At 65.0% G+C, this 24,405-nt stretch carries 26 protein-coding genes, 1 other RNA gene and 1 riboswitch; of the genes, 16 read left to right on the top strand and 11 right to left on the bottom strand.

The genetic code is table 11. The features are described from left to right. Position 1 precedes the first annotated feature (1 nt). Both N5B55_RS11625 and cobA read left to right on the top strand, forming a co-directional pair. The gene (locus N5B55_RS11625; RefSeq protein ID WP_065859942.1) at positions 2-1,309 is read left to right on the top strand and encodes a sulfate adenylyltransferase subunit 1; all 1,308 of its coding nucleotides are present in this window, start codon (positions 2-4) and stop codon (positions 1,307-1,309) included. Positions 1,310-1,365: 56 nt separating this feature from the next. Then, positions 1,366-2,172, top strand: coding sequence for a uroporphyrinogen-III C-methyltransferase (cobA, locus tag N5B55_RS11620; RefSeq protein WP_178960545.1), 807 nt, complete (start codon positions 1,366-1,368; stop codon positions 2,170-2,172). Positions 2,173-2,187: 15 nt separating this feature from the next. Here cobA and N5B55_RS11615 read toward each other — a convergent pair whose 3' ends face one another. Then, entirely contained in the window at positions 2,188-3,201 is a 1,014-nt protein-coding gene (locus N5B55_RS11615) for a zinc-dependent alcohol dehydrogenase family protein (protein ID WP_304538250.1), read from the bottom strand. Positions 3,202-3,326: 125 nt separating this feature from the next. On the opposite strand from N5B55_RS11615, the gene N5B55_RS11610 reads away from it, so the two are divergent. Both N5B55_RS11610 and N5B55_RS11605 read left to right on the top strand, forming a co-directional pair. Then, positions 3,327-4,223 (top strand): LysR family transcriptional regulator, encoded by an 897-nt coding sequence (locus N5B55_RS11610; RefSeq protein WP_304538249.1) that lies wholly within the window; start codon positions 3,327-3,329, stop codon positions 4,221-4,223. A 29-nt stretch (positions 4,224-4,252) separates the two neighbouring features. Next, positions 4,253-4,669 (top strand): 5-carboxymethyl-2-hydroxymuconate Delta-isomerase, encoded by a 417-nt coding sequence (locus N5B55_RS11605; protein WP_065859939.1) that lies wholly within the window; start codon positions 4,253-4,255, stop codon positions 4,667-4,669. Here N5B55_RS11605 and N5B55_RS11600 read toward each other — a convergent pair. Genes N5B55_RS11600 through lptF form a run of 3 tightly spaced genes read right to left on the bottom strand, consistent with a single transcriptional unit; the run spans position 4,666 to position 7,348 of the window. Further along, the gene (locus tag N5B55_RS11600) at positions 4,666-5,037 is read right to left on the bottom strand and encodes a sirohydrochlorin chelatase (RefSeq protein WP_304538248.1); all 372 of its coding nucleotides are present in this window, start codon (positions 5,035-5,037) and stop codon (positions 4,666-4,668) included. The genes N5B55_RS11605 and N5B55_RS11600 overlap by 4 nt on opposite strands. Next, positions 5,037-6,230, bottom strand: a complete 1,194-nt coding sequence (gene lptG, locus N5B55_RS11595; RefSeq protein WP_065859937.1) for an LPS export ABC transporter permease LptG — start codon at positions 6,228-6,230, stop codon at positions 5,037-5,039. The genes N5B55_RS11600 and lptG overlap by 1 nt, the downstream gene beginning before the upstream one ends. Then, on the bottom strand, positions 6,227-7,348 hold the full coding sequence (gene lptF, locus N5B55_RS11590; protein WP_065859936.1) for an LPS export ABC transporter permease LptF: 1,122 nt from the start codon (positions 7,346-7,348) through the stop codon (positions 6,227-6,229). Before lptF ends, lptG begins: the two co-directional genes overlap by 4 nt. 114 nt (positions 7,349-7,462) lie before the next feature. Here lptF and N5B55_RS11585 point away from each other — a divergent pair, with 114 nt between their 5' ends. From N5B55_RS11585 to N5B55_RS11575, 3 genes are read left to right on the top strand one after another with little or no spacing between them, the layout of a single operon-like run. After that, positions 7,463-8,971: a leucyl aminopeptidase gene (locus N5B55_RS11585; RefSeq protein WP_012762595.1), complete on the top strand. Its 1,509-nt coding sequence runs from the start codon at positions 7,463-7,465 to the stop codon at positions 8,969-8,971. Between the two features lie 22 nt (positions 8,972-8,993). Next, a complete protein-coding gene (locus tag N5B55_RS11580) occupies positions 8,994-9,422 on the top strand; it encodes a DNA polymerase III subunit chi (RefSeq protein WP_012762594.1) in 429 nt (142 codons plus the stop codon). Beyond that, a complete protein-coding gene (locus N5B55_RS11575) occupies positions 9,419-9,844 on the top strand; it encodes a DUF2486 family protein (protein WP_304538247.1) in 426 nt (141 codons plus the stop codon). The genes N5B55_RS11580 and N5B55_RS11575 overlap by 4 nt, the downstream gene beginning before the upstream one ends. 57 nt (positions 9,845-9,901) lie before the next feature. On the opposite strand, the gene ilvD is transcribed toward N5B55_RS11575, so the two are convergent. After that, positions 9,902-11,575 (bottom strand): dihydroxy-acid dehydratase, encoded by a 1,674-nt coding sequence (gene ilvD / locus N5B55_RS11570; RefSeq protein WP_065859934.1) that lies wholly within the window; start codon positions 11,573-11,575, stop codon positions 9,902-9,904. A 128-nt stretch (positions 11,576-11,703) separates the two neighbouring features. Between ilvD and N5B55_RS11565 the strand changes: the two genes are divergently transcribed. Together N5B55_RS11565 and lgt are read left to right on the top strand one after the other, a co-directional pair. Next, positions 11,704-12,648 carry a LysR substrate-binding domain-containing protein gene (locus tag N5B55_RS11565; RefSeq protein ID WP_154206691.1) on the top strand — a complete coding sequence of 315 codons (945 nt, stop codon included), beginning with the start codon at positions 11,704-11,706 and terminating at the stop codon, positions 12,646-12,648. A 14-nt stretch (positions 12,649-12,662) separates the two neighbouring features. Continuing rightward, positions 12,663-13,565 carry a prolipoprotein diacylglyceryl transferase gene (gene lgt / locus N5B55_RS11560; protein ID WP_065859932.1) on the top strand — a complete coding sequence of 301 codons (903 nt, stop codon included), beginning with the start codon at positions 12,663-12,665 and terminating at the stop codon, positions 13,563-13,565. Between the two features lie 66 nt (positions 13,566-13,631). On the opposite strand, the gene N5B55_RS11555 is transcribed toward lgt, so the two are convergent. From N5B55_RS11555 to N5B55_RS11535, 5 genes are all read right to left on the bottom strand, one after another. Continuing rightward, positions 13,632-14,333, bottom strand: a complete 702-nt coding sequence (locus tag N5B55_RS11555; protein WP_304538246.1) for an SIMPL domain-containing protein — start codon at positions 14,331-14,333, stop codon at positions 13,632-13,634. A 94-nt stretch (positions 14,334-14,427) separates the two neighbouring features. Then, entirely contained in the window at positions 14,428-14,898 is a 471-nt protein-coding gene (locus tag N5B55_RS11550; protein ID WP_304538245.1) for an EVE domain-containing protein, read from the bottom strand. Between the two features lie 163 nt (positions 14,899-15,061). Continuing rightward, positions 15,062-15,281, bottom strand: a non-coding RNA gene (gene ssrS, locus N5B55_RS11545) — 6S RNA. Between the two features lie 215 nt (positions 15,282-15,496). Continuing rightward, positions 15,497-15,814 carry a cell division protein ZapA gene (locus tag N5B55_RS11540; RefSeq protein ID WP_012762587.1) on the bottom strand — a complete coding sequence of 106 codons (318 nt, stop codon included), beginning with the start codon at positions 15,812-15,814 and terminating at the stop codon, positions 15,497-15,499. Between the two features lie 2 nt (positions 15,815-15,816). Continuing rightward, the gene (locus N5B55_RS11535) at positions 15,817-16,137 is read right to left on the bottom strand and encodes a hypothetical protein (RefSeq protein ID WP_012762586.1); all 321 of its coding nucleotides are present in this window, start codon (positions 16,135-16,137) and stop codon (positions 15,817-15,819) included. A 167-nt stretch (positions 16,138-16,304) separates the two neighbouring features. Continuing rightward, positions 16,305-16,552, top strand: a riboswitch (cobalamin riboswitch). Positions 16,553-16,677: 125 nt separating this feature from the next. On the opposite strand from N5B55_RS11535, the gene N5B55_RS11530 reads away from it, so the two are divergent. Genes N5B55_RS11530 through cobC form a run of 7 tightly spaced genes read left to right on the top strand, consistent with a single transcriptional unit; the run spans position 16,678 to position 23,423 of the window. Further along, positions 16,678-18,567, top strand: coding sequence for a TonB-dependent receptor plug domain-containing protein (locus N5B55_RS11530; RefSeq protein WP_304538244.1), 1,890 nt, complete (start codon positions 16,678-16,680; stop codon positions 18,565-18,567). Next, on the top strand, positions 18,564-19,583 hold the full coding sequence (locus N5B55_RS11525) for a FecCD family ABC transporter permease (protein ID WP_304538243.1): 1,020 nt from the start codon (positions 18,564-18,566) through the stop codon (positions 19,581-19,583). Before N5B55_RS11530 ends, N5B55_RS11525 begins: the two co-directional genes overlap by 4 nt. Beyond that, positions 19,580-20,419 carry an ABC transporter ATP-binding protein gene (locus N5B55_RS11520; RefSeq protein WP_304538242.1) on the top strand — a complete coding sequence of 280 codons (840 nt, stop codon included), beginning with the start codon at positions 19,580-19,582 and terminating at the stop codon, positions 20,417-20,419. The genes N5B55_RS11525 and N5B55_RS11520 overlap by 4 nt, the downstream gene beginning before the upstream one ends. Next, complete coding sequence (gene cobO / locus N5B55_RS11515) at positions 20,409-21,029, top strand: cob(I)yrinic acid a,c-diamide adenosyltransferase (protein ID WP_304538241.1); 621 nt, start codon at positions 20,409-20,411, stop codon at positions 21,027-21,029. The genes N5B55_RS11520 and cobO overlap by 11 nt, the downstream gene beginning before the upstream one ends. After that, entirely contained in the window at positions 21,029-22,093 is a 1,065-nt protein-coding gene (gene cobT / locus N5B55_RS11510) for a nicotinate-nucleotide--dimethylbenzimidazole phosphoribosyltransferase (protein WP_065859927.1), read from the top strand. The genes cobO and cobT overlap by 1 nt, the downstream gene beginning before the upstream one ends. After that, the gene (locus tag N5B55_RS11505; protein ID WP_178960530.1) at positions 22,090-22,860 is read left to right on the top strand and encodes an adenosylcobinamide-GDP ribazoletransferase; all 771 of its coding nucleotides are present in this window, start codon (positions 22,090-22,092) and stop codon (positions 22,858-22,860) included. The genes cobT and N5B55_RS11505 overlap by 4 nt, the downstream gene beginning before the upstream one ends. Next, the gene (gene cobC / locus N5B55_RS11500; protein WP_304538240.1) at positions 22,845-23,423 is read left to right on the top strand and encodes an alpha-ribazole phosphatase; all 579 of its coding nucleotides are present in this window, start codon (positions 22,845-22,847) and stop codon (positions 23,421-23,423) included. The genes N5B55_RS11505 and cobC overlap by 16 nt, the downstream gene beginning before the upstream one ends. A gap of 12 nt (positions 23,424-23,435) precedes the next feature. Here cobC and N5B55_RS11495 read toward each other — a convergent pair whose 3' ends face one another. Continuing rightward, a complete protein-coding gene (locus N5B55_RS11495) occupies positions 23,436-24,392 on the bottom strand; it encodes a cobalamin-binding protein (RefSeq protein ID WP_304538239.1) in 957 nt (318 codons plus the stop codon). Positions 24,393-24,405: the final 13 nt, after the last annotated feature.

Genomic DNA, 24,405 nt, shown 5'->3' with positions numbered 1-24,405 from the left:
CATGACAAATCAAGCATCGCACCAGGGCCTGCTGCGCTTCATCACCGCCGGTTCCGTCGACGACGGCAAGAGCACGCTGATCGGCCGCCTGCTGTACGACAGCAAGGCCGTGCTGACCGACCAGCTGCAGGCGCTCGCCAACGCCAAGAACAAGCGTACCGCCGGTGAGCAGATCGATTTCTCTCTGCTGACCGACGGCCTGGAAGCCGAGCGTGAGCAGGGCATCACGATCGACGTGGCGTACCGCTATTTCTCGACCGCCCGCCGCAAGTTCATCATTGCAGACACGCCGGGCCACGAGCAGTACACGCGCAACATGGTGACGGGCGCCTCGACGGCGCACGCCGCCATCATCCTGATCGACGCAACGCGCGTGACGACCGTCGGCGGCAAGACCGAGCTGCTGGCGCAGACCAAGCGCCATTCGGCCATCGTGAAGCTGCTGGAGCTGCAACACGTGATCGTGGCCATCAACAAGATGGACCTGGTCGACTACAGCGAAGCGCGCTTCAACGAAATCCGCACCGCTTACGATGCGCTGGCTACACAACTGGGCTTGCACGACGTGCGCTACGTACCGGTGTCGGCGCTGCGCGGCGACAACATCGTGCATGCCTCCGAAGCCATGCCTTGGTATCAGGGCGAGCCCCTGCTGGCGTTGCTCGAAGACCTGAAGGTGGAAGACACCGCCCCGACCGGCGACGATGCGCTGCGCTTCCCGGTTCAGCTTGTGGCACGTCAGGATGGCTCGCAAGCCGATGATTTCCGCGGCTACATGGGCCGCGTGGAAGCCGGCACCGTGCGCGTCGGCCAGGCCGTGCGCGTGCTGCCTGCCAACCGCGAAACCACCGTGGCCGAAGTGCTGACGCCCAATGGCGCAGCCGATTCCGCCGGCCCCGGCGAGACCATCACCGTGCGTCTGGCCGACGATGTGGACATTTCGCGCGGCGACACCATCGTCGCGGCTCCCACGACTGCCGCCAACGCCGCCAAGAAGCTCCACGCCGACCTGTGCTGGTTCGACGAACACGAGCTGAACCCGGCCCGCAAATACGTGCTCAAGCACACCACGGCCACCGTGTTCGCACGCGTGTCGGATGTGGAGCGCGTGCTCGACGTGCATACGCTGTCGCACGAAACCGGCCGCAAGCAGATCGCGCTCAACGACATCGGTACGGTCAATATCAGTCTGCAGAAGCCGATTGTCTGCGATGCGTATGGCGATAATCCGGCCACCGGCGCGTTCATCCTGGTGGATGAAGCCACGCACCATACGGTGGCGGCTGGCATGATCCGTGCGTTTTCCTAACCCGAAAGGGGCGCGGTAACATGCGCCCCGCCAGGAAAAGGCAAAGGAAGCTGCAAATGGAAGCGAAGACCCGCAAGACGTTCGGCCACGTGAGCCTGATTGGTGCAGGCCCCGGCGCTGCGGACCTCATCACGGTGCGCGGCGCACGGTTGTTGGGCGAAGCCGAGGTCGTGCTGCACGACGCCCTCGTCTCGCCCGAGGTCTTCCAGTACTGCCCGCAGGCCGTGCTCATTCCGGTCGGCAAGCGGTGCGGCAAGCGTTCGACCGCGCAACGCTTCATCAATCGGCAACTCGTCGATCTGGCCACCAAGTACCAACGTGTGGTGCGCCTCAAGGGCGGTGATCCAATGCTGTTCGGCCGCGCCGATGAAGAACTGCAAGCGCTCGAGCAAGCCGGCATCGACTACGAAATCGTTCCGGGCATCACGGCCGCGCTGGCAGCGGCCTCCGCCATTCGCCAACCGTTGACCAAGCGCGGCGTCGCTCGCAGCGTCGCGTTTGTAACGCAAGCCAAGGCGACCGATCCGGACTCGCCGCAACCCGAAGGCGCCGTGGCGGGCCCCGTTGCGCAGGCCGACTCGCTCGTTTACTACATGGGGCGTGATCAGGCTGCCACCATCGCAGCTGACCTGATCGCCCGTGGCCGCGCTCCGTCGACGCCCGCCTGGGTCGTTGAGGCGGCCACCACGCCAGAGCAGCGCTCGGCGTGCTTCACGCTGCAGCAGATGGCCGATGGCGCCGCCGCGCAGTGGATCAATCCCGAGCATCCGAGTCTGCTGATGATCGGCGACGCCTTTGCCGTGCGTGCTTCGGCTGCGGCTTCAGAAATCCTCGCGGGCGAGCCGCATATCCTGGCTGCCTGAGACGTTCAGCCGGCCTCAGAACGTCAGCGCAATCTTCCCGAACACCTTCCCGGCCTGCAGTATCCCGAACGCTTCGGGCGCGTCATGCCACGGCAGCACCTGATCGACGATCGGGTGCAGGCCGTGCAACGCCAGCGGGCGGTTCATCGCTTCGAATGACGCGCGTGGCCCCACCGATGCTGGCCGGATCACCGCCTTGCGCGCAAAGATCTCCAATGGCGTGACGCTGCCCTCGCGCCCGGCGAGGTAGCCGACGAGGTGAATCTGTCCCCCAATCCGCAACGCTTTCAGCGAGCGCTGCAGCGTGCCGCCGCCCACTTCGATGACGTGATCGACGCCCCGGCCTTCCGTACGTGCCAGGACGGCCTCATGCCATTCCGGCGTGGATCGATAGTTGATCGTGTCCGACTCGGGCACGCCCAGGGCCTGGACGCGCTCCAACTTGGCGTCGCTGCTGGATAGAACGATGGGCCGCGCGCCGGCCATCCGTGCGAATTGCACGGCGAACATCGACACGCCGCCCGTGCCCTGCACAAGCACGGTTTCTCCGGGCTGCAGGTTGCCCGCTTCGATCAGGCAATGCCAGGCGGTGACCCCCGCGCAGGGCAGTGTGGCTGCCTCCGCGTCGCTCAAGTGCGCCGGGACGACCACCGCGCCACCCGCGTCGAGCCGCACAGTGTCGGCCAGCCAGCCGTCGATGGGGCCGCCGAGCATGCGGCGCGTGTCGGCGTTCCGGAAGTCGCCGGCATCCCAACGTTGCCAGAACGTACCCGCCACGCGGTCCCCGGGGCGCACGCGCGTGACACGTTCGCCCACCGCCAGGACCTCGCCAACCCCGTCCGAGAGCGGAATCAGCGGCAACGGAAAGCGCGTGAAGAATGTGCCGCAGACGATCTCGAGATCGCGGTAGTTGAGCGATGCGGCGCGCGTCCGAACGATGATCTCGTCGGGTGCAGGCGTCGGGTCATCACGTTCGATGGGGTGCAGGGCATCGATGCCGTAACCGTCGGTCAGAGCCAGGGCTTTCATGGGTTCCTCTTCGCTGAAGTCTTTGGGTCCGCGCATGACGCGCGTCTGGCACGACTTTGGCGCATGTCATAAGATGAATCCAATTCAATTTGGTCAGAAAAAACATAACGAAGAGGAATGTCGAAATGCTCGAGGAAATGCGTACCTTTGTGCTGTTGGCGCAGACGGGCTCGATCGCTCGCGTAGCGGAGCGCCTGCCGCTCACGCAGCCGGCCGTGACCAAGCAGATTCAGCGGCTCGAACGCGCGCTGGATACCGTGCTGTTCGACCGCCGCGTCAAGCCATTCCGCCTGACGGCCGAGGGCGAGGCGGTGCTTGCCCGGTGCCGCACCATCGTCGGTGAATTCGAAGCGTTGCGCGGCAGCGTGCGCACCTCGGGCGAACCGGAAGGCGCCCTGCGTGTGGGGGTCAGCCACGCCGTGGGCGACGTGCGCTTCGCGCGGGTGCTGTCGGGCCTGCGGGAGCGCTATCCCGCGGTGTCGTTTCGTTTGAGCTGTGAGTGGGGCGGTGTCCTGCGTGAGCGTCTCCACCGCGCCGAGCTGGATGCAGCGCTGTGGCTGGCGCCATCGGGTGTTGCCGGCCATCGCTCGGACGGCGGTATCCGCGTGATCGGCACGGAGCCGGTCAGCCTGATTGCCGCACCCTCGCGCAAGCTGCCGGCCGCCGTGTCGATGGCGCAGGTCCGTGACGAAGCCTGGGTACTGAATCCGGCCGGGTGCGAGATGCGCGCGTGGTTGCTCGGGCGCTACGAGGCTCACCGGCTGACGCCCAACGTGGCTGCCGAGGTGCAATCGGTGCCGTTGCAGCATGCGTTGGTGGCGGAGGGTTTCGGGCTCGGCTTCGCGCCGTTGCGGCTCATTGGCGCGCAGCTTGCAGAGGGCGCGCTCTCCGCGCACAAGCTGGCAGCTGCGCCCGCACTCTGGGATGTGTGCGTGCAACGGGGGCCGTCGCTTGGCCGGTTGGGGCGGGTGGTGGATGCGCTCGAATCGGCGCTGTCCACTGAAGCCGCGGTGGTGCGTTAATCACCTAACCTTCTCTTCAGGCGCCTGCGATGCCGCACGTCATCATCGAATACACCGCCAATGTCGAAGCCGATGCGCGCATCCCCGAGCTGATGCGCACGCTCAACGATGTGCTGATCCGCCACGCCGAGGTGTTTCCCACCGCTGGCATCCGCACGCGCGCGCTGCGTCTGGACCAATACCGCATGGCCGACGGCGGCGGGGATGACGCCTTCATCCACGTGACCTTCAGGATCAAGGCTGGTCGGCCGAAGAATGTGACCGGGCCGATCTGTGCGGCGATGTTCGACGCCATGCGCGCCCATCTGGCCGACGTGTTTGCGCGCCGCTATCTTGGGCTGACACTGGAGCTGGCGGAGTTCGACACGCACGGCTTTCACGTCGAAAACAACGTGCATGCGCGCTTCGCACGCGTAGCTCAATCGGAGCAGGACGACTTGCTCTAGCCGAGTTGGCGGACGCAGTAGCCGGCGATGGCGTCAAGCACGGCGTCGTCTTCGCCAACGGCGTCGGCGCAGCGGATGGAGAGCGCGGGATGCGCCTGCGTGCATTGCGCGACCAGCGCTGGCAGATCGCGCCGCAGGTGGCCGCCCTGGCCGAAGAACACGGGCACGATGGTGATGCTTTGCGTGCCGTTTGCGGCCATGTCTTCGATGGTGCCCGGCAGGTCGGGCGTCATCAGTTCAAGAAAGGCGAGACGCGTGTCGACGTCGGGCTGCTGCGCCGCCAACCGATCGCGCAGGCGATCGAACGGCTCACGCCAGCGGGCATCGCGCGCGCCGTGCGCAAACAGGATCAGAGCGCGGGCAGCCATCAGTGACGCTCCACCCAGCGCAGGCTGACCAGCGCCAGTGCCAGATACAGCGCGCCCGGCACGATGGCCGTAAAGATGGCGGGCCAGGTGTTGAGCAGGCCGACGTGCGAGAACAGGTTGTTGACCAGTTGGAACGACAACCCCAGCATGATGCCGCCGAACACCTTCAGGCCGACCGCCCCGGCGCGTGCATGCAGGTACGCAAAGGGCAGGGCCAGCGCCATCATCACCAGCACGGTGAACGGATAGACCACCTTCTTCCACAGCGCAATCTCGTAGCGCTGCGTGTCCTGCTTGTTGTCGCGCAGGTGGCGGATGTACTGGAAGAGGTCCAGCGTGGCCATGCGGTCGGGTGTGACCATCAGCACCGACAGGATCTGCGGCGTCAGTTCGGAGCGCATCTCCTGGTGCGGCATCTTGGTCTGCTCGCCGCGGAAGTCGGGCGCCAGCGCATCGGGCGCGCCCGGCACGGCCTGCACTGAGTCTTGCGGGGCGACCGTGCCCGGCTTGCGCGGGAATTCAATGAAGCGCGTCTCGGTCACGTCGTTCAGTTGCCAGTTCTGGTGGCCTTGGTAGCGCGCCTGTTCGGCCACGCGAATCGAACTCAGGCGGTAGTCCGAGTCGAATTCATAGATGCGCAGGCCTTTGATGGACTGATCCGGCTGCAGGGCGCCCACATTGACGAAGCGGGTGACTTCCCCGCCCGTGCCGTCCGCCTTGGCGGGGCCGCGATCCTTCACCCACACGCCCGAGCGGAACCCGGCCGACACGGTTGCGCCCAAAGCTTCCAGCCGCACCTTCTGTGCGTACTCTTCTGCTTTCGGCCCGATGAATTCACCGAAGATGTACGTAACAAGGGCCAGCGGCAGCGCAATCTTGAACAACGACAGCAGCGCACGGCGCGTATCGAGCCCCGCCACGCGAAATATCGTGAACTCCGATTGGCTTGCCATTTGCGAGAACACATAGATGGCGCTGATGAGCGCCGCGACCGGAATTACTTCGTACACGCGCGTCGGCGCCTGCAGCATCACGTGGAAGAACGCGACGAGCGTGGTGTAGCGCCCGACCACCGAGCCCAGCTCGCCCAGCATGTCGAAGAAGATGAACAGCGCCAGCACCGCAAACAGGATGAAGACAAACACGCCGTAGATCTGACGCGCAAAGTACTTCTCATAGACCGGCATCTTCATCGCGCACCTGCCTTCTTGGGTGCGAAGCCAAGCAGGGCAGAAATACCCTTCAGGCCAGCCGCGCTGTAGTGGCGGAAGCGGAACAGCAGCATCGCGCAGATGAACGCAACCAAGTGGATCGGCCACCACGCCATGAGCACGGTCATCTTGCCCTGCGAGACCCAAGCCTGCGACAGGTTCAGCAGGTTCGAATACGTGAGGTAAATCAGCACCGCGAAAATCATCGGTGTGTAGCGGCCGAGGCGCGGGTTGACGTAGGCCAGCGGAATGGCGATCAGCACGAAGTTCAGCGCCAGCAGCGGCAGGCCTATCCGCCAGACCAGTTCACCAAGGTTTTCGGGCGTCGGGTCGGCGAGCAGATCCTTTGTGGAGCGGCTCTTGGTCGGCAGGTTGGCGTCAGCCTGCGGCGGCTTGTTGGCAACCTTCACGCCGTATTTATCGAACTCGACGATGCGGTAGTCGAGCTTGCCGGGTGTGCCTTCATAGCGGCGGCCCTTGTCGAGCACGATAAAGCGATCGCCATTGGGCATGGTCTTGAATTCGCCGGTCTTGGCCATCGCGACGCCGATCTTGTCCTGCTCGGCATTGGCGACGAACAGGTTGCGGGCGTGCTTCATGCCGCCATCGACGCCCTCGATGAAGAGCACGTAGTTGCCGTGCGCCGGCTCGATGAAGCGGCCGGCGGAGATCATCGACAGCACATCGCGCTGCTCGAAGCGGTCTCGGAACAGGGCACTCTGCTGGTTGGCCCACGGCCAGCCGAACAGCGCCAGCAGCGCTACCAGCAAGATGAACGGCAGCGAGAAGCGCAGCACCGGGCGGATGAAATCCGTCAGGCTGATGCCCGAGGTGAACCACACCACCATTTCGGAATCCTTGTACCAGCGCGTCAGCACCAGCAACACCGAGATGAACAGCGTGGCGCACAGCAGGATCGCCAGGTAGCCCAGCGTTGCCAGGCCGATGAGGAGCAGGACGTCGTTCGGGTTCGCTTCGCCGTTGGCGGCCATGCCGAGAATGCGGATCACCAGGGTGGTCAGCATGAACGTCAGCAGCACGAGAAAGACGGCGCCGGCGGTGAAGGACAGCTCGCGTCGCAGGGCTTGTTCGAAAATCATGCGGATGCGGGATGGGAGGGCGAGGTCATGACCAGTGTGCGTTCCACCGGAGCCCCTGCGCAAAATCGCGGATAATATGGGCTTTCGTTGACTCGCCTCATAGAGAGAAGCGCGATGGAATTTAGCACAAAAGCCCTGGACTGGGCCAAAGCCGGCGCCCTGGCCGCCAAGAGCGATTGCCTCGTGATCGGTCTGTTCGAGTCGCAGACCCTGGCCGGCGCCGCAAAGGCGCTCGACGTAGCTACCAAGGGCCTGGTTGCCCGCCTCGTCAAACTGGGCGACTTTGAAGGCAAGCGCGGCACATCGCTGCTGCTGCACGAAGTGGCTGGCGTGGGCGCCGCCCGCGTGCTGCTGGTCGGTCTGGGCAAGGAAGCCGACTTCACCGACCGCGCCTATGCTGAAGCCGTCCGCACCGCACTGCGCGCGCTGGCCAGCACCAAGGCCGCCAGCGTGACGTGGACGCTCACCGAGCACACCGCGCGCGACAAGGACACCGCCTGGGCCGTGCTGACCGCAGTCACGCTCATCCGCGAAGCCAGCTACCGCTTTATCGAGCGCCATCCGGAACTCAAGAGCAAGCGGGACAAGAGCGGCAACGGCCTGCGCAAGCTGGTGCTGTCGGTGCCGGCTGCCGACGCCAAGGCCGCAAGCCTGGCCGCCACCCGCGGCACTGCCATCGCCAACGGCATGGATCTGACGCGTGACTTGGGCAACCTGCCGTCCAACATCTGCACGCCGACCTACCTGGCCAACACCGCACGCCAGATTGCCAAGGACTTCAAGCTCAAGGTCGAAGTGCTCGGCCGCAAGCAGATCGAGGCGCTTAAGATGGGCGCATTCCTGGCCGTGACCAAGGGCAGCGAAGAGCCGCCGCAGTTCATCGTGCTGCGCTATGAAGGCGGTCCCGCCAAGCAGGCCCCGGTGGTGCTGGTCGGCAAGGGCATCACATTCGACACGGGCGGCATCTCGCTCAAGCCGGGCGAAGGCATGGACGAGATGAAGTACGACATGTGCGGCGCCGCCTCCGTGCTGGGCACGCTGCGCGCCGTGGCCGAGATGGGCCTCAAGCAGAACGTCATCGCCGTGGTGCCGACCTGCGAAAACATGCCCAGCGGCATCGCCACCAAGCCGGGCGACGTGGTGACCAGCATGTCGGGCCAGACCATCGAGATCCTGAACACCGACGCTGAAGGCCGCCTGATCCTGTGCGATGCGCTCACCTACGTGGAGCGCTTCAAGCCGGCCGTTGTGATCGACGTGGCAACGCTCACGGGCGCCTGCATCATCGCGCTGGGCCACATCAACACCGGCATGTATGCCCGCAGCGATGCGCTGGCCGATGCACTGGTGGCGGCGGGCAAGCAGTCGCTCGACACCGCGTGGCGCATGCCGCTGGACGAGGAGTACCAGGAACAGCTCAAGTCCAACTTTGCCGACATGGGCAACATCGGCGGTCGCCCTGCCGGCAGCGTGACGGCCGCCTGCTTCCTCGCGCGCTTTACTGAAAAGTACGACTGGGCCCACCTCGACATCGCCGGCACGGCCTGGAAGAGCGGCGCGGCCAAGGGCGCCACGGGCCGCCCGGTGCCGCTGCTGACGCGTTTTCTGATGGACCGCGGTTGACGGGCCGGAGGCACTGCACCGTATGACCCGCGTCGATTTCCACAGCAATGTGCCCGGCAAGCTGGCGTACGCATGCCGGCTCGTGCGCAAGGCCTACGGCGCGGGCCAGAAGGTGATCGTGGTCGGAGATCAGGTTGCGCTGGAAGCGTTCGACACGCAGTTGTGGACGTTCAGTCCGCTCGATTTCCTGCCGCACTGCGGTCTGCGGCATTCCCTAGCTGCGCAGACGCCGATCCTGCTGGCTGATGCAACCGAGCCTCTGGACGACGCCCCGCATCACGACATCCTGGTCAACCTCTCGCCTGAGCCGCCGGCGCTGTTCGCGCGCTTCAGCCGGTTGATCGAAATCGTGGGCGATGACGATGCCGATCGCGCCGCTGCGCGCGATCGCTTCCGTTTCTACCGCGATCGCGGGTATCCGATCCAACACCACGACGTGGGGCGCGCATGACCGACGGACGCTATCCAGGGTCCCCGGCGGACAACAACATCCCGGTTCTGACGGAGATTGTCGATCTGGAGGGCGCAGCACCCGTGGCGGCGCCCGCTGCGGCGCAGCACGTGCCCGCTGGAGCCCCCGACGTTGCCGTCCCGCCCACCCTGCGCGAGCAAGGCCTTGCGCCAACTTCAGCCATGCCGCCTGCCGGCACTGACGCTGCCCGCGTGATGGGCGACGTGATGTGGCGTTTCCAATCCGAATGGCCAGCGTTGATCGAAGCGCAATGCCGCGCAGCCATGGAATCGCGCCTGTCGTTGCTGAGTGAACAGCTCGCAGCGGAATTGACCCGCACGCTGGAGGCCCGCCTGATGGACTGGCTGGGCGCGGCACTGGACGATGCGCTCGCCGCGCAGCAGAAACCGCCGCAACGCTGATCGGATCAAGAAAAACCCGCCGTGTGGCGGGTTTTTTTTGTGGGTGTCGCCAGCGAGTCAATCCGTTACCGCGCCCTTGCTGGCCGTTGCCGCCAGTTTTGCAAACTTCGCCAGCACGCCACGCGTATAGCGCGGCGCCGGTTGCTTCCACGCGGCGCGGCGGCGGGCAAGCTCGTCGTCCGGCACGTTCAACTGCAGCAGCCGCTGGTGCGCGTCGATGGTGATCGAATCCCCTTCGTGCACCAATCCAATCGTGCCTCCCACGTAGGCTTCCGGTGCGACGTGGCCGACCACCATGCCCCACGTACCGCCCGAGAAGCGTCCGTCGGTAATGAAGCCCACTGACTCGCCCAGGCCCTTGCCGATGATGGCCGAGGTCGGGGCCAGCATCTCCGGCATGCCGGGGCCGCCCTTCGGCCCGAGATAGCGCAGTACGAGGATGTCGCCAGCCTTGATCTGGTCGCCCAGGATCGCGCTCATCGCACTTTGCTCGTCCTCGAACACGCGCGCCGGGCCGGTGATGACCGGGTTCTTCAGGCCGGTGATCTTCGCCACGGCGCCTTCCTCGGCCAGGTTGCCTTTCAGGATGGCGAGGTGGCCTTCCTGGTAGAGCGCCTTGTCGATCGGCAGGATCACGTTCTGATCGGCGCGCGGTTGGTCAGGGACGTGCGCGAGTTCTTCAGCCAGCGTCTTGCCGGTGATGGTGATGCAATCCCCATGCAGCAGGCCGGCATTGAGCAGCAGCTTCATCACCTGCGGGATGCCGCCGGCCTCGTGCAGGTCGGTGGCCACATACTGGCCCGACGGCTTGAGGTTGCAGATGACGGGCACGCGTTGGCGGACCCGCTCGAAGTCATCGATGGTCCATTCCACTTCTGCCGCGTGGGCGATGGCCAGGTAGTGCAGCACGGCGTTGGTGGAGCCGCCGGTGGCCATGATCACGGCCACGGCGTTCTCGATGGACTTGCGCGTGATGATGTCGCGCGGCTTCAGGTCGCGGCGCACGGCATCAACCAGCACGCGCGCGGATTCGGCGGCGCTGTCGACCTTCTCCTGATCGGGATTGGCCATCGTCGATGAATACAGCAACGACATGCCCAGCGCTTCAAACGAGGAACTCATCGTGTTGGCCGTGTACATGCCACCGCACGAACCGCTCGAGGGGCAGGCGTTTTTCTCGATGCCCTCGAAGTCTTCTTCGCTCATACGGCCGGCGGTGAATTCGCCCACGGCCTCGAACGACGAGACGATCGTCAAATCTTTGCCCTTCCAGTGCCCCGGCTTGATGGTGCCGCCGTACACATAGATGCCCGGCACATTGGTCCGCGCCAGGGCGATCATGCCGCCCGGCATGTTCTTGTCGCAGCCGCCGATGACGACCACACCGTCCATCCATTGGCCGTTGACGCAGGTCTCGATGCAGTCAGCAATCACTTCGCGCGAGATCAGCGAGAACTTCATGCCCTCCGTGCCCATCGACATGCCGTCGGAAATGGTGGGCGTACCGAAGATCTGCGGATTCGCGCGGGCGTCCTTTATTGCAGCCACGGCGGCATCGGCCAGCTTCTGCAGCCCCGAATTGCACGGTGTGATGGTCGAATGGCCGTTGGCCACGCCAATCATCGGATTGTTGAAGTCGTCTTTCGTGTAGCCCAGCGCGTAGTACATCGAGCGATTGGGCGAGCGCGCCACGCCCTGGGTGATGTGTTGCGAACGCTTGTTGTCTGGCATGGGGGTCTCCGTGGGGTCGGCACTATCGTTGTAGTCAACAGCTTGGCGCCCAGCATGCGCTTGGAGAAATGGCGCGTCAAATATATTATTGAGCGATTATTGAGTCGTAAAACGTATCAGTTGCCGATATGGATCTGCGCCAGCTTCGCTACTTCGTAACCGTTGCCGAGGAATTGCATTTCGGGCGCGCGGCCGAGCGGCTTTCAATGACGCAGCCGCCGCTGTCGCAGCAGATTCGCGCGTTGGAAGACGAACTGGGCGTCACGCTGTTCCATCGCACGCAGCGTTCCGTGGCGCTGACGGCCGTCGGCGCCCGCTGGCTCGGCGAAGTGCGGCGTGTGCTAGCTGAGGCAAACGCGCTGCCGGCGCTCGCGCAACGGCTCGCGCGCGGGGAGGTGGGCTCGCTGTCGCTGTCGTTCGTCAGCACCGCCGATTACGGCATCCTGCCCGCCTTGCTGCGGCACTTTCGCGATGCGCGCCCCGATGTGCAGCTTCTGCTGCGCGAGGCCACCAGCGATGTCCAAATCGAAGCGCTCCTGGCGGGAGATGTGGATGCCGGCGTCGTGATTGCGCATCATGCCGGCTCCGTCCCGGGCGAGCTGGAATACCGTCCGCTGGTGCGCGAGCGCCTCGTGCTGGCGGTGCCCGCGTCGCGTGCGGCGCAATGGGGCGTGGCGCCGGGCCAGCCGATTGCGCTGGCAGATGCAGCGGCCGAACCGCTGATCATCTTCCCGCGCCGGTCCGCGCCTGCGCTGTATGACATCATTACCGGCTATCATGCCGCGCACGGCGGTCGGCCCGGGGAACCGGGGGCTGCCACGCGCATCGGCCAGGAAGCCATCCAGATGCAGACCATCGTCAGCCTTGTCTCCGCCGAGATGGGCGTCGCGCTGGTGCCGGCATCGCTATGCAACCTGCAGCGTACCGGCGTGGTCTATCTCGAACTTGCCGCGCCAAGCCCGATCATCGAGACCGGACTGGTGTGGCGGCGCGATGCGGCTTCGCCGGTGCTGCCGTGGTTCGTGGCCAGCGCCGAAGCCGTCGCCAAGCTGCAAGAACACAACCAAACCTGAAACCCACAGGATTCATGCTCATCCATCCGCAATTCGATCCCGTCGCCCTGCATCTGGGGCCGCTCGCCATCCGCTGGTACGGCCTGATGTATCTGGCGGCGTTCATCATGTTCCTGTGGTTCGGCCGCCTGCGCACGCGCCAGCCGCATATCGCGGCCGAAGGCTGGACCGGCCGCGACCTTGACGACATGCTTTTCTACGGCGTGCTCGGCGTGATTCTCGGCGGGCGCCTTGGCTACGTGCTGTTCTACAAGCCGGATTGGTATTTCGCCCACCCGCTCGACATCTTCAAGGTCTGGGAAGGCGGCATGGCCTTCCACGGCGGCTTCCTCGGTGTGGTCGTGGCGATGATGCTGTATGCGCGCATGCGCGGCCGCTCGTGGATGCAGGTGACCGATTTCATCGCGCCGATGGTGCCGTGCGGCCTCGCAGCAGGGCGCCTCGGCAACTTCATCAACGGCGAGCTATGGGGCCGCGTGTCGTCGCCCAACCTGCCGTGGGCGATGATGTTCCCGCAAGCACAGGGCGAAGACCGTGAGTGGCTCCTTTCGCATGCACAAGAGGCCGTCACCAGCGGCCTGCAGGCCGTTTTTGACCAGTACCACATGCTGCCGCGCCACCCCTCGCAGATCTACCAGTTCCTCGGCGAGGGTGTGCTGTTCTTCATCCTGCTGTGGCTGTATGCGCGCAAGCCGCGGCCGATGGGTGCGGTGTCGGGCGCATTCCTGCTTGGCTACGGCGTGTTCCGCTTCGCCGCAGAATTTGCGCGTGAGCCGGACAACTTTCTCGGCCTGCTCGCGGCGAACCTGTCGATGGGCCAGTGGCTGTCGCTGCCAATGATCCTGATCGGCATCGCCATGCTGGTCTGGTCGTATCGACGCGCAGGCAACGGTGCAAAAAACCAGGCGCACGCCTGACGCAGCAACCGAGCAAAGCAAAAGCCACCGAACGTCGGTGGCTTTTTTCATGGAACGGTTCGCTGCTTATTTCAGCATCTGCACGGCGCCGGAAACCGTCACCGTGACCTGCGCCTTGCCGCCCTCGATAGGCACCGGCGCCGAATCGTACGATGCCGGAGCGGCTGCCATGCGCATCATCGGGCGCGGGCCCGGGTTGTTGCTGCCCTCGCTCACATGCACGTCGCGGATCGTGTAGCTCGTATAGCCGAACAGTTTGGTGGTCGTGAGTGCCTTGTCGCGGAACGAACTCACAGCCTGATCGATGAGCTTGGCTTCGGCCGCCGTGCGCGCCTCGCGCGAGAGCGTGAAGTTCACGTTCTGCACCTGCATCTGATTGGCCAGCTGGCCTGCCAGCTTGGACGCCGCCGCGAAGTCCTTCGACGTGATGCGCACTTCGGCACGACCGCGCCACACGCTAATCTTGCCGTTGCGATCGGTGTTCGGATAGATATTGAAGCCGCCCGTTTCCGCTTGCACGCCTGACGTCCGCTTTGCCTGGTTGATGACCTCGTCGGCCTTGCGCGATAGCGTCGTCGAGATCGCGCCCGGGTCTGCCCCTTCCTGCTCGGCGCTCAGCGTGAGCGTGACGGTATCGGTCGGCACTTCAGCCACGGCTTGAGCATCCAGCGAAAGCACGCCCGAATGATTCGTCTCAGGAGCGGCCTGTGCGAAAGCAGTCGTCATCATTGCAGTCCCCAAAATGGTTGCGGCCAGGACAGATTTCATTGTGTTCTCCCAAAAAAGCAATGTGATGCGTCTGACTGGCTGCTGCGCGCATCGTTCATCACGTTTGTAACAATTTCCCGCCCCGAACCGGCATTCACTCAGGATCGCGCATCAATTTCGTTGTGATGTAACGCCACTGCGCCGCGGTGACCGGCGTGATCGACAGTCGGTTGCCGCGTTGCAACACCGTCATGTCGGCGAGTTGTTCGTGGGCACGCAACGTCGGCAGATCGATCAGCGCGCACTTGCGCACGAACTTCACGTCGACGAGCATCCAGCGCGGCGTTTCCGGCTTTGATGCTGGATCGTGGTAATGACTTTTGGCGTCGAATTGGGTGGGATCTGGATAGCTGGTCGAGCAGACTTCCGCCAGCCCAGCGATGCCCGGCTGCGGGCAGGACGAGTGGTAGAACAGCACACCGTCGCCAATGCGCATGCGGTCGCGCATGAAGTTGCGCGCCTGATAATTGCGTACGCCGGTCCAGGGCAGGGTGCCCTTGTCGTGCAGCGTGTCGATGCTGGCCTCATCGGGCTCGGACTTCATCAACCAGTATTGGGTGGCCATCGTGCGGGGTTCGCGCGCGAGGTGCGCAGAAGCGGAAAAGTGACGGTGTGCGCAGCATAGCAACACGGCCGCCCCCTCGCCATTGGCGGCACGGCAACGTCGAGCGCATTCACGATAGGCAAAGAAAAAGGCGGCAGCGCACATGTGCACTACCGCCTTTTGTTGGGTCCCCACCTTGGCCGCTAGACCCGCATCCTGAACCCAAGTGAGGTTCAGAGTGGCAGCGGAAGCCGCATTTCGGGTACATCACCGGCGCAGGGAGCCCACGACTTGCGTCGCACGCTATGCGCTGGAAGACGCGCTCGCCCACACGGCATATCCCGCACCAAGCAATGCTTATCGGTTCAAGGAATTAATGGCCATGGCGAACCAGGCAGGGAAACTGTCAGACGCATCATCACGCTGTGTTTTGAGCGCATGGCGATGCGTCTGAAAGATCCATCGCAGGCAACCGTTTTTCTCGACTCTGTAGCCGCTAAAGCCTTATGCTGCAAGGGTTTGCGGGAGATGCCGGAAGCCGTTGGGAGACACTATACACCCGTTCGCATCCGAACCCAAGCCCGGATGCGATCCGGTTACAAACACGTTTTGTACTGAGTCAAATGACCTCGCCGTACTGGCGCAGCGCCTCGTCCGTGCGGGCGTTCAGATCGGCCAGCTTGGCGCGAATCGTATCGATCGGCAGGGCGGAATCGGATGCGGCCTGGCGTTGCATCGACAGCAAATCCGATGCAATGCTGATGGCGGCCATGACGGCGACGCGCTCGATGCCCTTGGTGCTCGAGCCGTTCTTGATGCGCGTCATCTGGTTGTCGACCATGGCCGCGGCCTCACGCAGCGCGGCCTCGTTATCGGCCGAGACCGCAAACTTGTAGGCCTGCCCGGCGATGTTCACTTCAATTTGCTTGCTGCTCATGCTTAGGTCTCCGAGTGCGGGGCGGGGGCGGCCGCTGTATCGTCGGCGCCGGCGGCCTGGCCGAGGAGGTCAAGCTGGCGGGCGTCGGTGGCCGTGGGCAGCTTGTCGAGAATCGATTGGATGCGCAGTTGCGCTTCTTCGATCTTGGCATTGAGCACGCTGCGATCGGCGACCATCGCGTCGCGCTCGGTCTTGAACGCCTCGGCTTCCGCCTGAAGCCGCTCGACTTCGGCGCGCAGGCGCTGGTTCTCGGCGGCGAGCGCATCGGCGTGACGCAGCACGCGCGCGATCTTGCCGGCAAGTTGTTCGAGTTCGTTCAGCATTGGGTGTCAATCAGAATCGAGTGGGGGGATTTTAGCCGATCATGCGCGTCGCGCCTGTCCTCCATACGGATGCGCAATAGGTGGCGGCATGAGGCGTCGCCGCGGGCACAGCATGCGGAGGGTGTGTTTTTACCGCGACTGCGACGGGTTTGGTGTGCCTTTTCCGTTAAACTTCGCCGCGTCCTGGTGCCCGCAGCACCATCTGCAGTTAAACGGGAAGCAGGGAGCGCGCGCCCCAAGCGATGCGCCAACCTGCGCTGCCCCCGCAACGGTAAGCGAACGCCGCGTGTGCCCGCCATCTCGAAAAGAAGATGGGTACCGCGCGGTCTGTCCAGATGCCACTGTTCCTTCGGGAATGGGAAGGCGGACAGGCCGCTTCGCCAGCCCGGATACCGGCCAGGACGGTGGATCTCCGAGCCGATGTGCAACCCTGGAGGGAATCGCATCGAGATCCTGCTGCCAGCGACCCGCGGGGGAACGGGTCCGGCTGACGCTTCTTGTCTTTTCAACATGAGCTTGACTACAAAGCGGCCACTCCGGATGCCCCGGACGGCCATGCGCGCGCTTGCGGGCGCACTCACGGGGGTCATGGCGGGTGCAGTTGCGCCGGCCTGGGCACAAAGCAACACACAGGTCGCCAGCACGCCCGTCGGCGAGCTGAATCCGACGGTGGTGACGGCCTCGCGCAGCGAGCAGCCTCTGTCGGATGCACTGCCGCACACGACGGTCATCAGCCGCGCTGACATCGAGCGCTCGCAGGCACCGGATGCGGTGACGCTGCTGCGCCGCGAGGCCGGCATCGAAATCGCGCAGAACGGCGGCCCTGGCACCAACGCCAGCCTGTTCATGCGCGGCGCCGGCTCCAATCAGACGCTGGTTCTGATTGACGGTGTGCGCGTGGCGTCCGGCACCTCGGGTGGTGCGCAGATCGCGCAATTGATGTCCGATCAGATCGATCACATCGAGGTGGTGCGTGGCAACGTGTCTGCGCTGTACGGCTCCGACGCGATTGGCGGCGTGGTGCAGATCTTCACGCGCAACGGTCGCGGCCATGGCCCGCTGGCCAATGCCGAGATCGAGTACGGCGCCCGCAATACCAAGCGCGCGCAGGCTGGCATCAGCGGCTCGCTGGGCGAGAACGGCGATACGTCGTTTGCGGTGTCGGTGTCCGAATTCAAGACCAACGGGTTTTCGACCATCAACCCGCTGCAGGCGCCCAAGGCCAACCCGAACGACAATCCCTACACGAACAAGAGCGTGTCGGCGCAGTTGTCGCATCGTTTCTCCGCAGATTGGCAAGCGGGCCTGACGTACTTCCAGACCTGGGGCGACGTCAGCTACGACAACGCTTTCGGCAAGCCCACCGACAACAATGTTGCACACAACGTGGTGCGCTCGATGTCTGCCTATGTGGACGGCAAGGTCACGCAGGACTGGAAGACGCGCGTAACGCTGTCGCAAGGCGACGACCGAAGCTTGAATTTCACGAATGGCGTGTTGCAGGTGCCGGCGCGCTTCAATACCCGCAACCAAACAGCGAGCTGGCAGAACGACTGGGCTTTCATGCCGAATCAGCTGCTCAAGGTGGGACTGGAGCATCTGCAGACCAGCATCGACAGCGATGCCTACAACGTGCCCACGCGCAATGTCGATTCCGGCTACATCGGTTACGAAGGCAAGTTCGGTCCACACCAATTGCAGTTGAATCTGCGCCGTGACCGCTACTCGGACTTTGGTGGCGCGAACAGCTACTACGCCGGTTACGGCTTCGCATTCAATCCGCAATGGAAGGCGGTGGCGAGCGTGAGCAATGCCTTCCGCGCGCCCAGCTTCAACGAGCTTTACTACCCGTTCTTCGGCAGCCCGAATGTACAGCCTGAGAAGGCGCGTTCAGTGGAAGGCGGCGTCGAATACAGCAGCGCGATGGGCCTGGTGCGCGTGACAGCGTTCGAGACCGACTACAGCAACCTGATCACCAGCGTGTTCGATCCGGTGGCGGGCACCTTCACGGCGGCCAACGTCAACCGCGCGCGTGTGAACGGGCTGGAGACCTCCTACCGCGGTTCGATCTATGGCGTGGATCTGCGTGCCAGCTTTACCATGCAGAACCCGCAGGACTTGTCGGCCAACCAGTTGCTGTCGCGCCGTGCGCGGCACTTCGGCAGCGTCTCGGCATACAAGACGTTCGGGCCGTTCTCGGCGGGTGTGGAGTGGAATGCGGCGGGAGATCGTCAGGATTCGACCAAGACGCTCGGCGGCTATGGCCTGCTGAACCTGGTCGGCCGCTACCAGATCACGCCTGACTGGGCAGTGTCGGCACGGGTCGAGAACGTGACGAACAAGAACTACCAGTTGATCTACCCGTACAACACGGCGTCGCGTGGGGTGTTCTTCACGCTGTCGTGGCAACAGCACGAACCGAAGCGATGACAATACCTGCACTGCCCGCACGCGGTTTTGCCTGGCGACTGTGGTCGCTGTTGGCGCTTGCGTGCGCGGTGGTGCTGGTGGCGTCGTTGATGCTCGGCAGTGTGAATCTTTCGCCCGCCGAGGTCTGGCGGGCCCTCTATTTTGGCAATAGCGGTGGCGATAGCCTGGCAGCGGGCATCGTCACCGAGTTGCGCCTGCCGCGTGCGGGCGCTGCGTTTGCCGCCGGCGGGCTGCTGGCCTTTGCCGGAGCGCTGATGCAGATGCTGCTGCGCAATCCGCTGGCCGATCCGTATGTGCTGGGCGTGTCCGGTGGCGGCGCGGTGGCGGCGCTCACAGCAATGTTGTTTTCGCTGCCGTGGTGGGCGGTGCAGACGAGTGCCGGCGCGGGCGCCTTGCTGTCGATGGCGCTGGTGGCGGCGTTGGCGCGTCAGCACCTCTGGCGTGGTGAGCCCGGCGAGGCCAACGCGCGCCTGCTGCTTGGCGGCGTGGTGATGGCCTCCGGCTGGGTCGGCCTGATCACCCTCATCCTGACGGTTGCGCCGGAGAACAAGCTGCGCGGCATGATTTTCTGGATGGTCGGCGACCTGGGTGGCGCCGATCGTTATGTTGGTCCGTTGATGGCGCTCGTGGCCGCCGTGGCTGTGGTGCTGCCGCATGCGCGTGACCTGAACGTGCTGCTGACCGGCGAAACCCGTGCCCGTGCGCTGGGCGTGCCCGTGGCGCGGGTGCGTGCGCTGATCTACGTGGTGGCCTCGCTTTGCACGGCGGTGGCAGTCACCATTGCGGGTTCCGTCGCCTTTGTTGGCTTGCTGGTGCCGCACATGGTGCGCCTGGCGTGGACGCGCGACGTGCGCATCCACTTGCCCGCTACGGCGATGGCCGGCGGCGGGCTGCTGATGCTGGCCGACCTGATCGCCCGCACGCTGATCGCCCCGACTCAGCTGCCTGTGGGCGTGATCACCACGCTGCTGGGCGTGCCGACGTTTCTTTACCTGCTGATGCGGAGCGCGCGATGAGCTGGCGGCGCCGCCCAAGTCCTGCCCCGGATGCATTCGCGCAATTGGACGCGGCGCCCGAACTGGCGCTACGCGATCTGCGAGTGGCGGTCGATGGGCGTGTGCTGGTTGAGCGCTTATCGATGACGGCCACCGCCGGCCAGCTCTGGTGCGTGGTCGGCCCGAATGGCGCGGGCAAGTCGACCTGGCTTTCGGTACTGGCGGGCTTGCGTTCGCCGGACGGCGGCAGCGTCGCGCTTGACGGTGTGCCGCTTGCCGATTGGCCGCCGCTGGCGATGGCCCGCCGTCGCGCGTTTCTGCCGCAGACCTTGCACGACACCTTTCCCATCAACGTGTACGACGCGGTGATGACCGGCCGCCACCCGCATCTCGCGCGCTGGGAATGGGAGGGAGATGCCGATGCGCGCGCTGTGGATGCAGCGGTGTCGGCGCTGCAGTTGCAGTCGCTGGCAGAACGCGATGTGCGCACGCTTTCTGGCGGTGAGCGTCAGCGCGTGGCGATGGCTGCCGTGGTGGCGCAGGAGGCGCGCGTGCTGCTGCTCGACGAGCCCGTCGCTCACCTCGATTTGCATCAGCAGGTTGCCGTGCTCCGCCTGCTGCGCGAAGGCTGCCGCAAACAGGGCTGGCTGGTCGTGCTGACCGTGCACGACTTGAACCTCGCGCGCCGCTTCGCGACGCATGCGCTGCTGATGGACGGCGCCGGTCACACGACCGCCGGGATCGCAGCCGAGGTGCTGACCCCCGAGCATTGCGCACGTGTGCTGCGCACGCCTATTGCCGAGGTGGCCAACGGCCGCCATACGGCCTTGATTCCTGATGACTCCGATGACGACTGAAGAGAACAATGACGCGCTGAACGAGCGCCACCGCTCGCGCATGCAGCGCAAGAAGGCCGTAGTGGATGCCAAGATCGCCGCCGCCACCGACGTGCGCGGCGTGCTGCTCGTCAACACCGGGAACGGCAAGGGCAAATCCAGCTCCGGATTTGGCATGGTGATCCGCGCCATGGGCCACGACATGCAGGTCGGCGTGGTGCAGTTCATCAAGGGCGCGATCCCAACGGGCGAAGAGCGCTTCCTGCGCCGTTTTCCCGAACAATGCAGCTTCCACGTGATGGGCGAGGGCTACACCTGGGAGACGCAGGACCGCACGCGCGACACTGAAAAGGCGCAAGCTGCATGGGCCTGCGCACGCGAGCTGCTGAGCGATCCGACCATCGGCCTGGTTCTGCTGGATGAACTGAACATTGCGCTCAAGTACAACTACCTTGACGTGCGGAGTGTGCTGGCCGATTTGCGCGCGCGGCCGCCGGCCCAGCATGTGGTGATCACCGGACGCGGTGCGCCGCCCGAGTTGATTGAGGCTGCCGACACCGTGACTGACATGACGCTCGTCAAGCATGCGTTTTCCCAAGGCATCCAGGCGCAGCCGGGAGTCGAACTGTGATGAATCAAGCCGTGCACATTCCACCATTTGACGATGCGTTGCGCGCGCGCCTGCAGGCCGCCGTGGACAGCAAGACCAAGCCGCTGGGCGCACTGGGCCGGCTCGAATCGCTGGCGGTGCAGATCGGCCTGATCCAGAACACCGACACGCCGCAGCTCACGCGTCCCGCAATGGTGGTGTTTGCCGCAGACCACGGCATCGCCCACGCTGGCGTGAGCGCGTACCCCCAAGCGGTGACTGCGCAGATGGTGCTCAACTTCATCGCAGGCGGTGCGGCCGTCAACGTGTTCTGCCGTCAGCATGGGTTTGCGCTGGAGGTGGTGAATGCCGGCGTTGCTGCGCCGTTGTGGACGACCGATACGCCGGGTCTGGTCGATGCGCCCGTTGGCCCCGGAACGCGGAACTTTGCCGCCGAGGGTGTTCAGCAAACGGCCATGACCGCCGACGAGCGCGATCGCGCCATGGCACTCGGTGCGCAGCGCGTGGCACACCACGCGGCGCTCGGGACCAACGTGATCGCGCTGGGTGAAATGGGTATCGCCAACACGGCGTCTGCCGCGTGCCTGATGGCGCGGTTGTGCGACCTTCCCGTCGCGCAATGCGTTGGCCGCGGCACTGGGCTAGACGATGACGGCCTCGCCCACAAGCGGGCCGTGCTGGAAGCCGCAATGGCGAGGCATGCTGATGTACGTGAGCCGCTGGACGTGCTTGCCTGCTTCGGCGGCTTCGAAGTTGCCGCAATGGTAGGGGCGGTGCTTGAGGCGGCGCAGCGGCGCATGGTCATCCTCGTGGATGGGTTTATCGCCACGGCCGCCGTGCTGGTGGCGGCCCGTGCGGCGCCTGACGTGCTGCGCTATTGCGTGTTCGGTCATGTCTCGGACGAGCGTGGGCATCGCGCCCTGCTGGAGGTGCTCGATGCGCGGCCGCTGTTGTCGCTGTCGTTGCGACTGGGCGAGGGCAGCGGTGCGGTGCTGGCGTATCCGGTCGTCGTGTCGGCCGTGGCATTCCTGCGCGAGATGGCAACCTTCGCCAGCGCAGGCGTAAGCGAGCGCGCATCGCCATGAGTCCCTTGCGCGAACATTGGCAAGCGCTGTGGACGGCGGTCGGGTATTTCACCCGCATCCCCGTGCCTGCGTCGGTCGGGTTCTCGCAAGCGGGGCTGAATCGCGCGGCGCGCTACTTTCCGCTGATCGGGTGGTTGGTGGGCGCCGCAGCAGCGGCCGTGTATTGGCTCGTGTCGCGCACGGTGCCCGTGCCCGGTGTGGCAGTGGCCATGTCGATGGTCGCTACGCTGTTGCTGACCGGTGCGTTTCACGAAGACGGTCTGGCCGATTGCGCAGACGGCTTCGGCGGCGGCTACACGCCTGAAGACCGATTGCGCATCATGCACGATTCACGCATCGGCGCGTTTGGGGCGATTGCCGTGTGCATGGCGTTGCTGCTGAAGTGGCAATTGCTGAGCGCGATGGCGCCGCATGGCATTGGCATTCTCGTTGCAATGGTGGCGGCGCACGCTGCCAGCCGCGCCGCAGCCGTCAGCTACCTGCTCACGCATGACTACGTGCGGGCGGAAGGCAAGGCCAAGCCGGTGGCGCAACGGATGCGATGGAGCGACGCGTTATGGGCTGGCGCGTTCGGTGTCGTGCCTCTACTGTGGTTCGGGCCGATGTGCGCGGCGCTCATCGTGCTCGGCTTGATCGTCGCGCGCTGGCTGCTGGGCCGCTATTTCGTGCGCCGCGTCGGCGGCATCACCGGCGATTGTCTGGGCATGGCGCAGCAGATGTTCGAGCTGCTGATTCTGTGGGGAGTGCTGGCATGGATGTCATCCTGATCCGCCACGCGCGGCCCGCCATGACGGCAGGTCTCTGCTATGGCCGCACCGATCTGGAGCTGGCCTCGCCGATGGACCCGGAGCCGTCGGCCATCGTCGAGAAACTCGCCGCGCACACTCCGCATCGTCTGCTGGCAAGCCCGTTGCAACGCAGCCGCGTGACGGCCGAAGCGATGGCGCAAGCGGCTCAACTCCCTTTGATCGAACTGGATGCGCAATTGATGGAACTCGACTTTGGCGCCTGGGAAGGTTGCCAGTGGGATGACATCCCCCGTGCGGAAATCGACCAGTGGGCGCGCGATCTCGTGCACGGCAATCCGCATGGCGGGGAGTCGGCGGCAGAATTGTTGGCGCGCGTCACGAGGTGGGCCGAGGCAACGACTGCGATGCCGGGCTCGTGCGTGTGGGCCGTCACGCATGCCGGCTGTATGCGTGCGCTCGCGGCGCACTGGTTGCAACGGCCGCTGGCCGAGACGCTGCAATGGCCGTTGCAATGGGGGGCGGCCTGCGGCTTTCGCGTGCTGCCCGACACGTTGCCGGTGCTGTTGTTCTGGAACCGTTGACCCGCGCGCGGTTTAGCGCCCCTGCCCGTTGGTGGCTTGCGAGCCGAGGCGCCGCGCTCGGGCTTGTTCCAGGTCTTCGCACAACAGCGTTGCGGCTTCCACCAGGCGCGGGCCAAAGCGGTTGATCAGGTCACCGTTGATGCTGAAGAGATTGCCACGTTGCACCGCCAGCAATTGCGGCCAGCGTTTCCACGCGTCAAGCGTATCGATCGGACGGCTGCCTTGCGTGGCGCCCATGCTCGCGGTGAGCAGCACTTCGGGGTTGGCTGCGATCACGGCCTCGGGCGAAACGGTCGGCACCAGCAAGGGCTCGCCGGCAAACACATTCCGGCCGCCGCACAGCGCCAGCACGTCAGAGAAAATGTGCTGGCCGTTGAGCGTCATCAGCGGCTGTTCCCATACCTGATAGAACGCCGAAACCGGCGGCCGGCTCGCGTAGCGTTGGCGCAGCGTATCGGCGCGTTGGCGGAATTGCTGCGCGGCGTCGTGCGCGCTCGCGCGCGTGTCGAGCAGTGTGCCCAGCGCCTCGATCGAGCGCGGAATATCGCTCATGCGATGCGGCTCGGAAAAGAACAGCGGAATGCCGAGTGCACGCAGGCGGTCGATCTGCTTTTGCGCGTTGCCGTGGCGCCAGACCACAACCAGATCAGGCTTGAGGGCAGCGATGCGCTCCAGATCGAGCGAGCGGTTATCCCCCACGTGGGGAATGTCGCGTGCGGCTGGCGGGTAGTCGCTGTAAGCCACGGTGCCGACGATGCGGCCACCGCCGCCTGCCGCGAACAGCAGCTCGGTCGCATGTGGAGCGAGGCTGACGATGCGTTGGGCGGGGCGCTGCAGCGTCACGGTGGCGCCGCTATCGTCTGTGACGGAAATGGCAGCACATGCCGGTGCGGCAGCGATCGTGACCGCAATGGCAGACAGGCCGCACACATACAGGCGACGGGTGAGGCGAGAGAGACGATTGGGCATCGGGGGGGGCAGT

This window comes from Ralstonia pickettii (assembly GCF_030582395.1).
GTDB classification, from domain to species: Bacteria; Pseudomonadota; Gammaproteobacteria; order Burkholderiales; family Burkholderiaceae; genus Ralstonia; species Ralstonia pickettii_D.
Note: the sequence above shows the minus strand (reverse complement) of the source record. Positions and strands in the feature narration are given on the sequence as shown.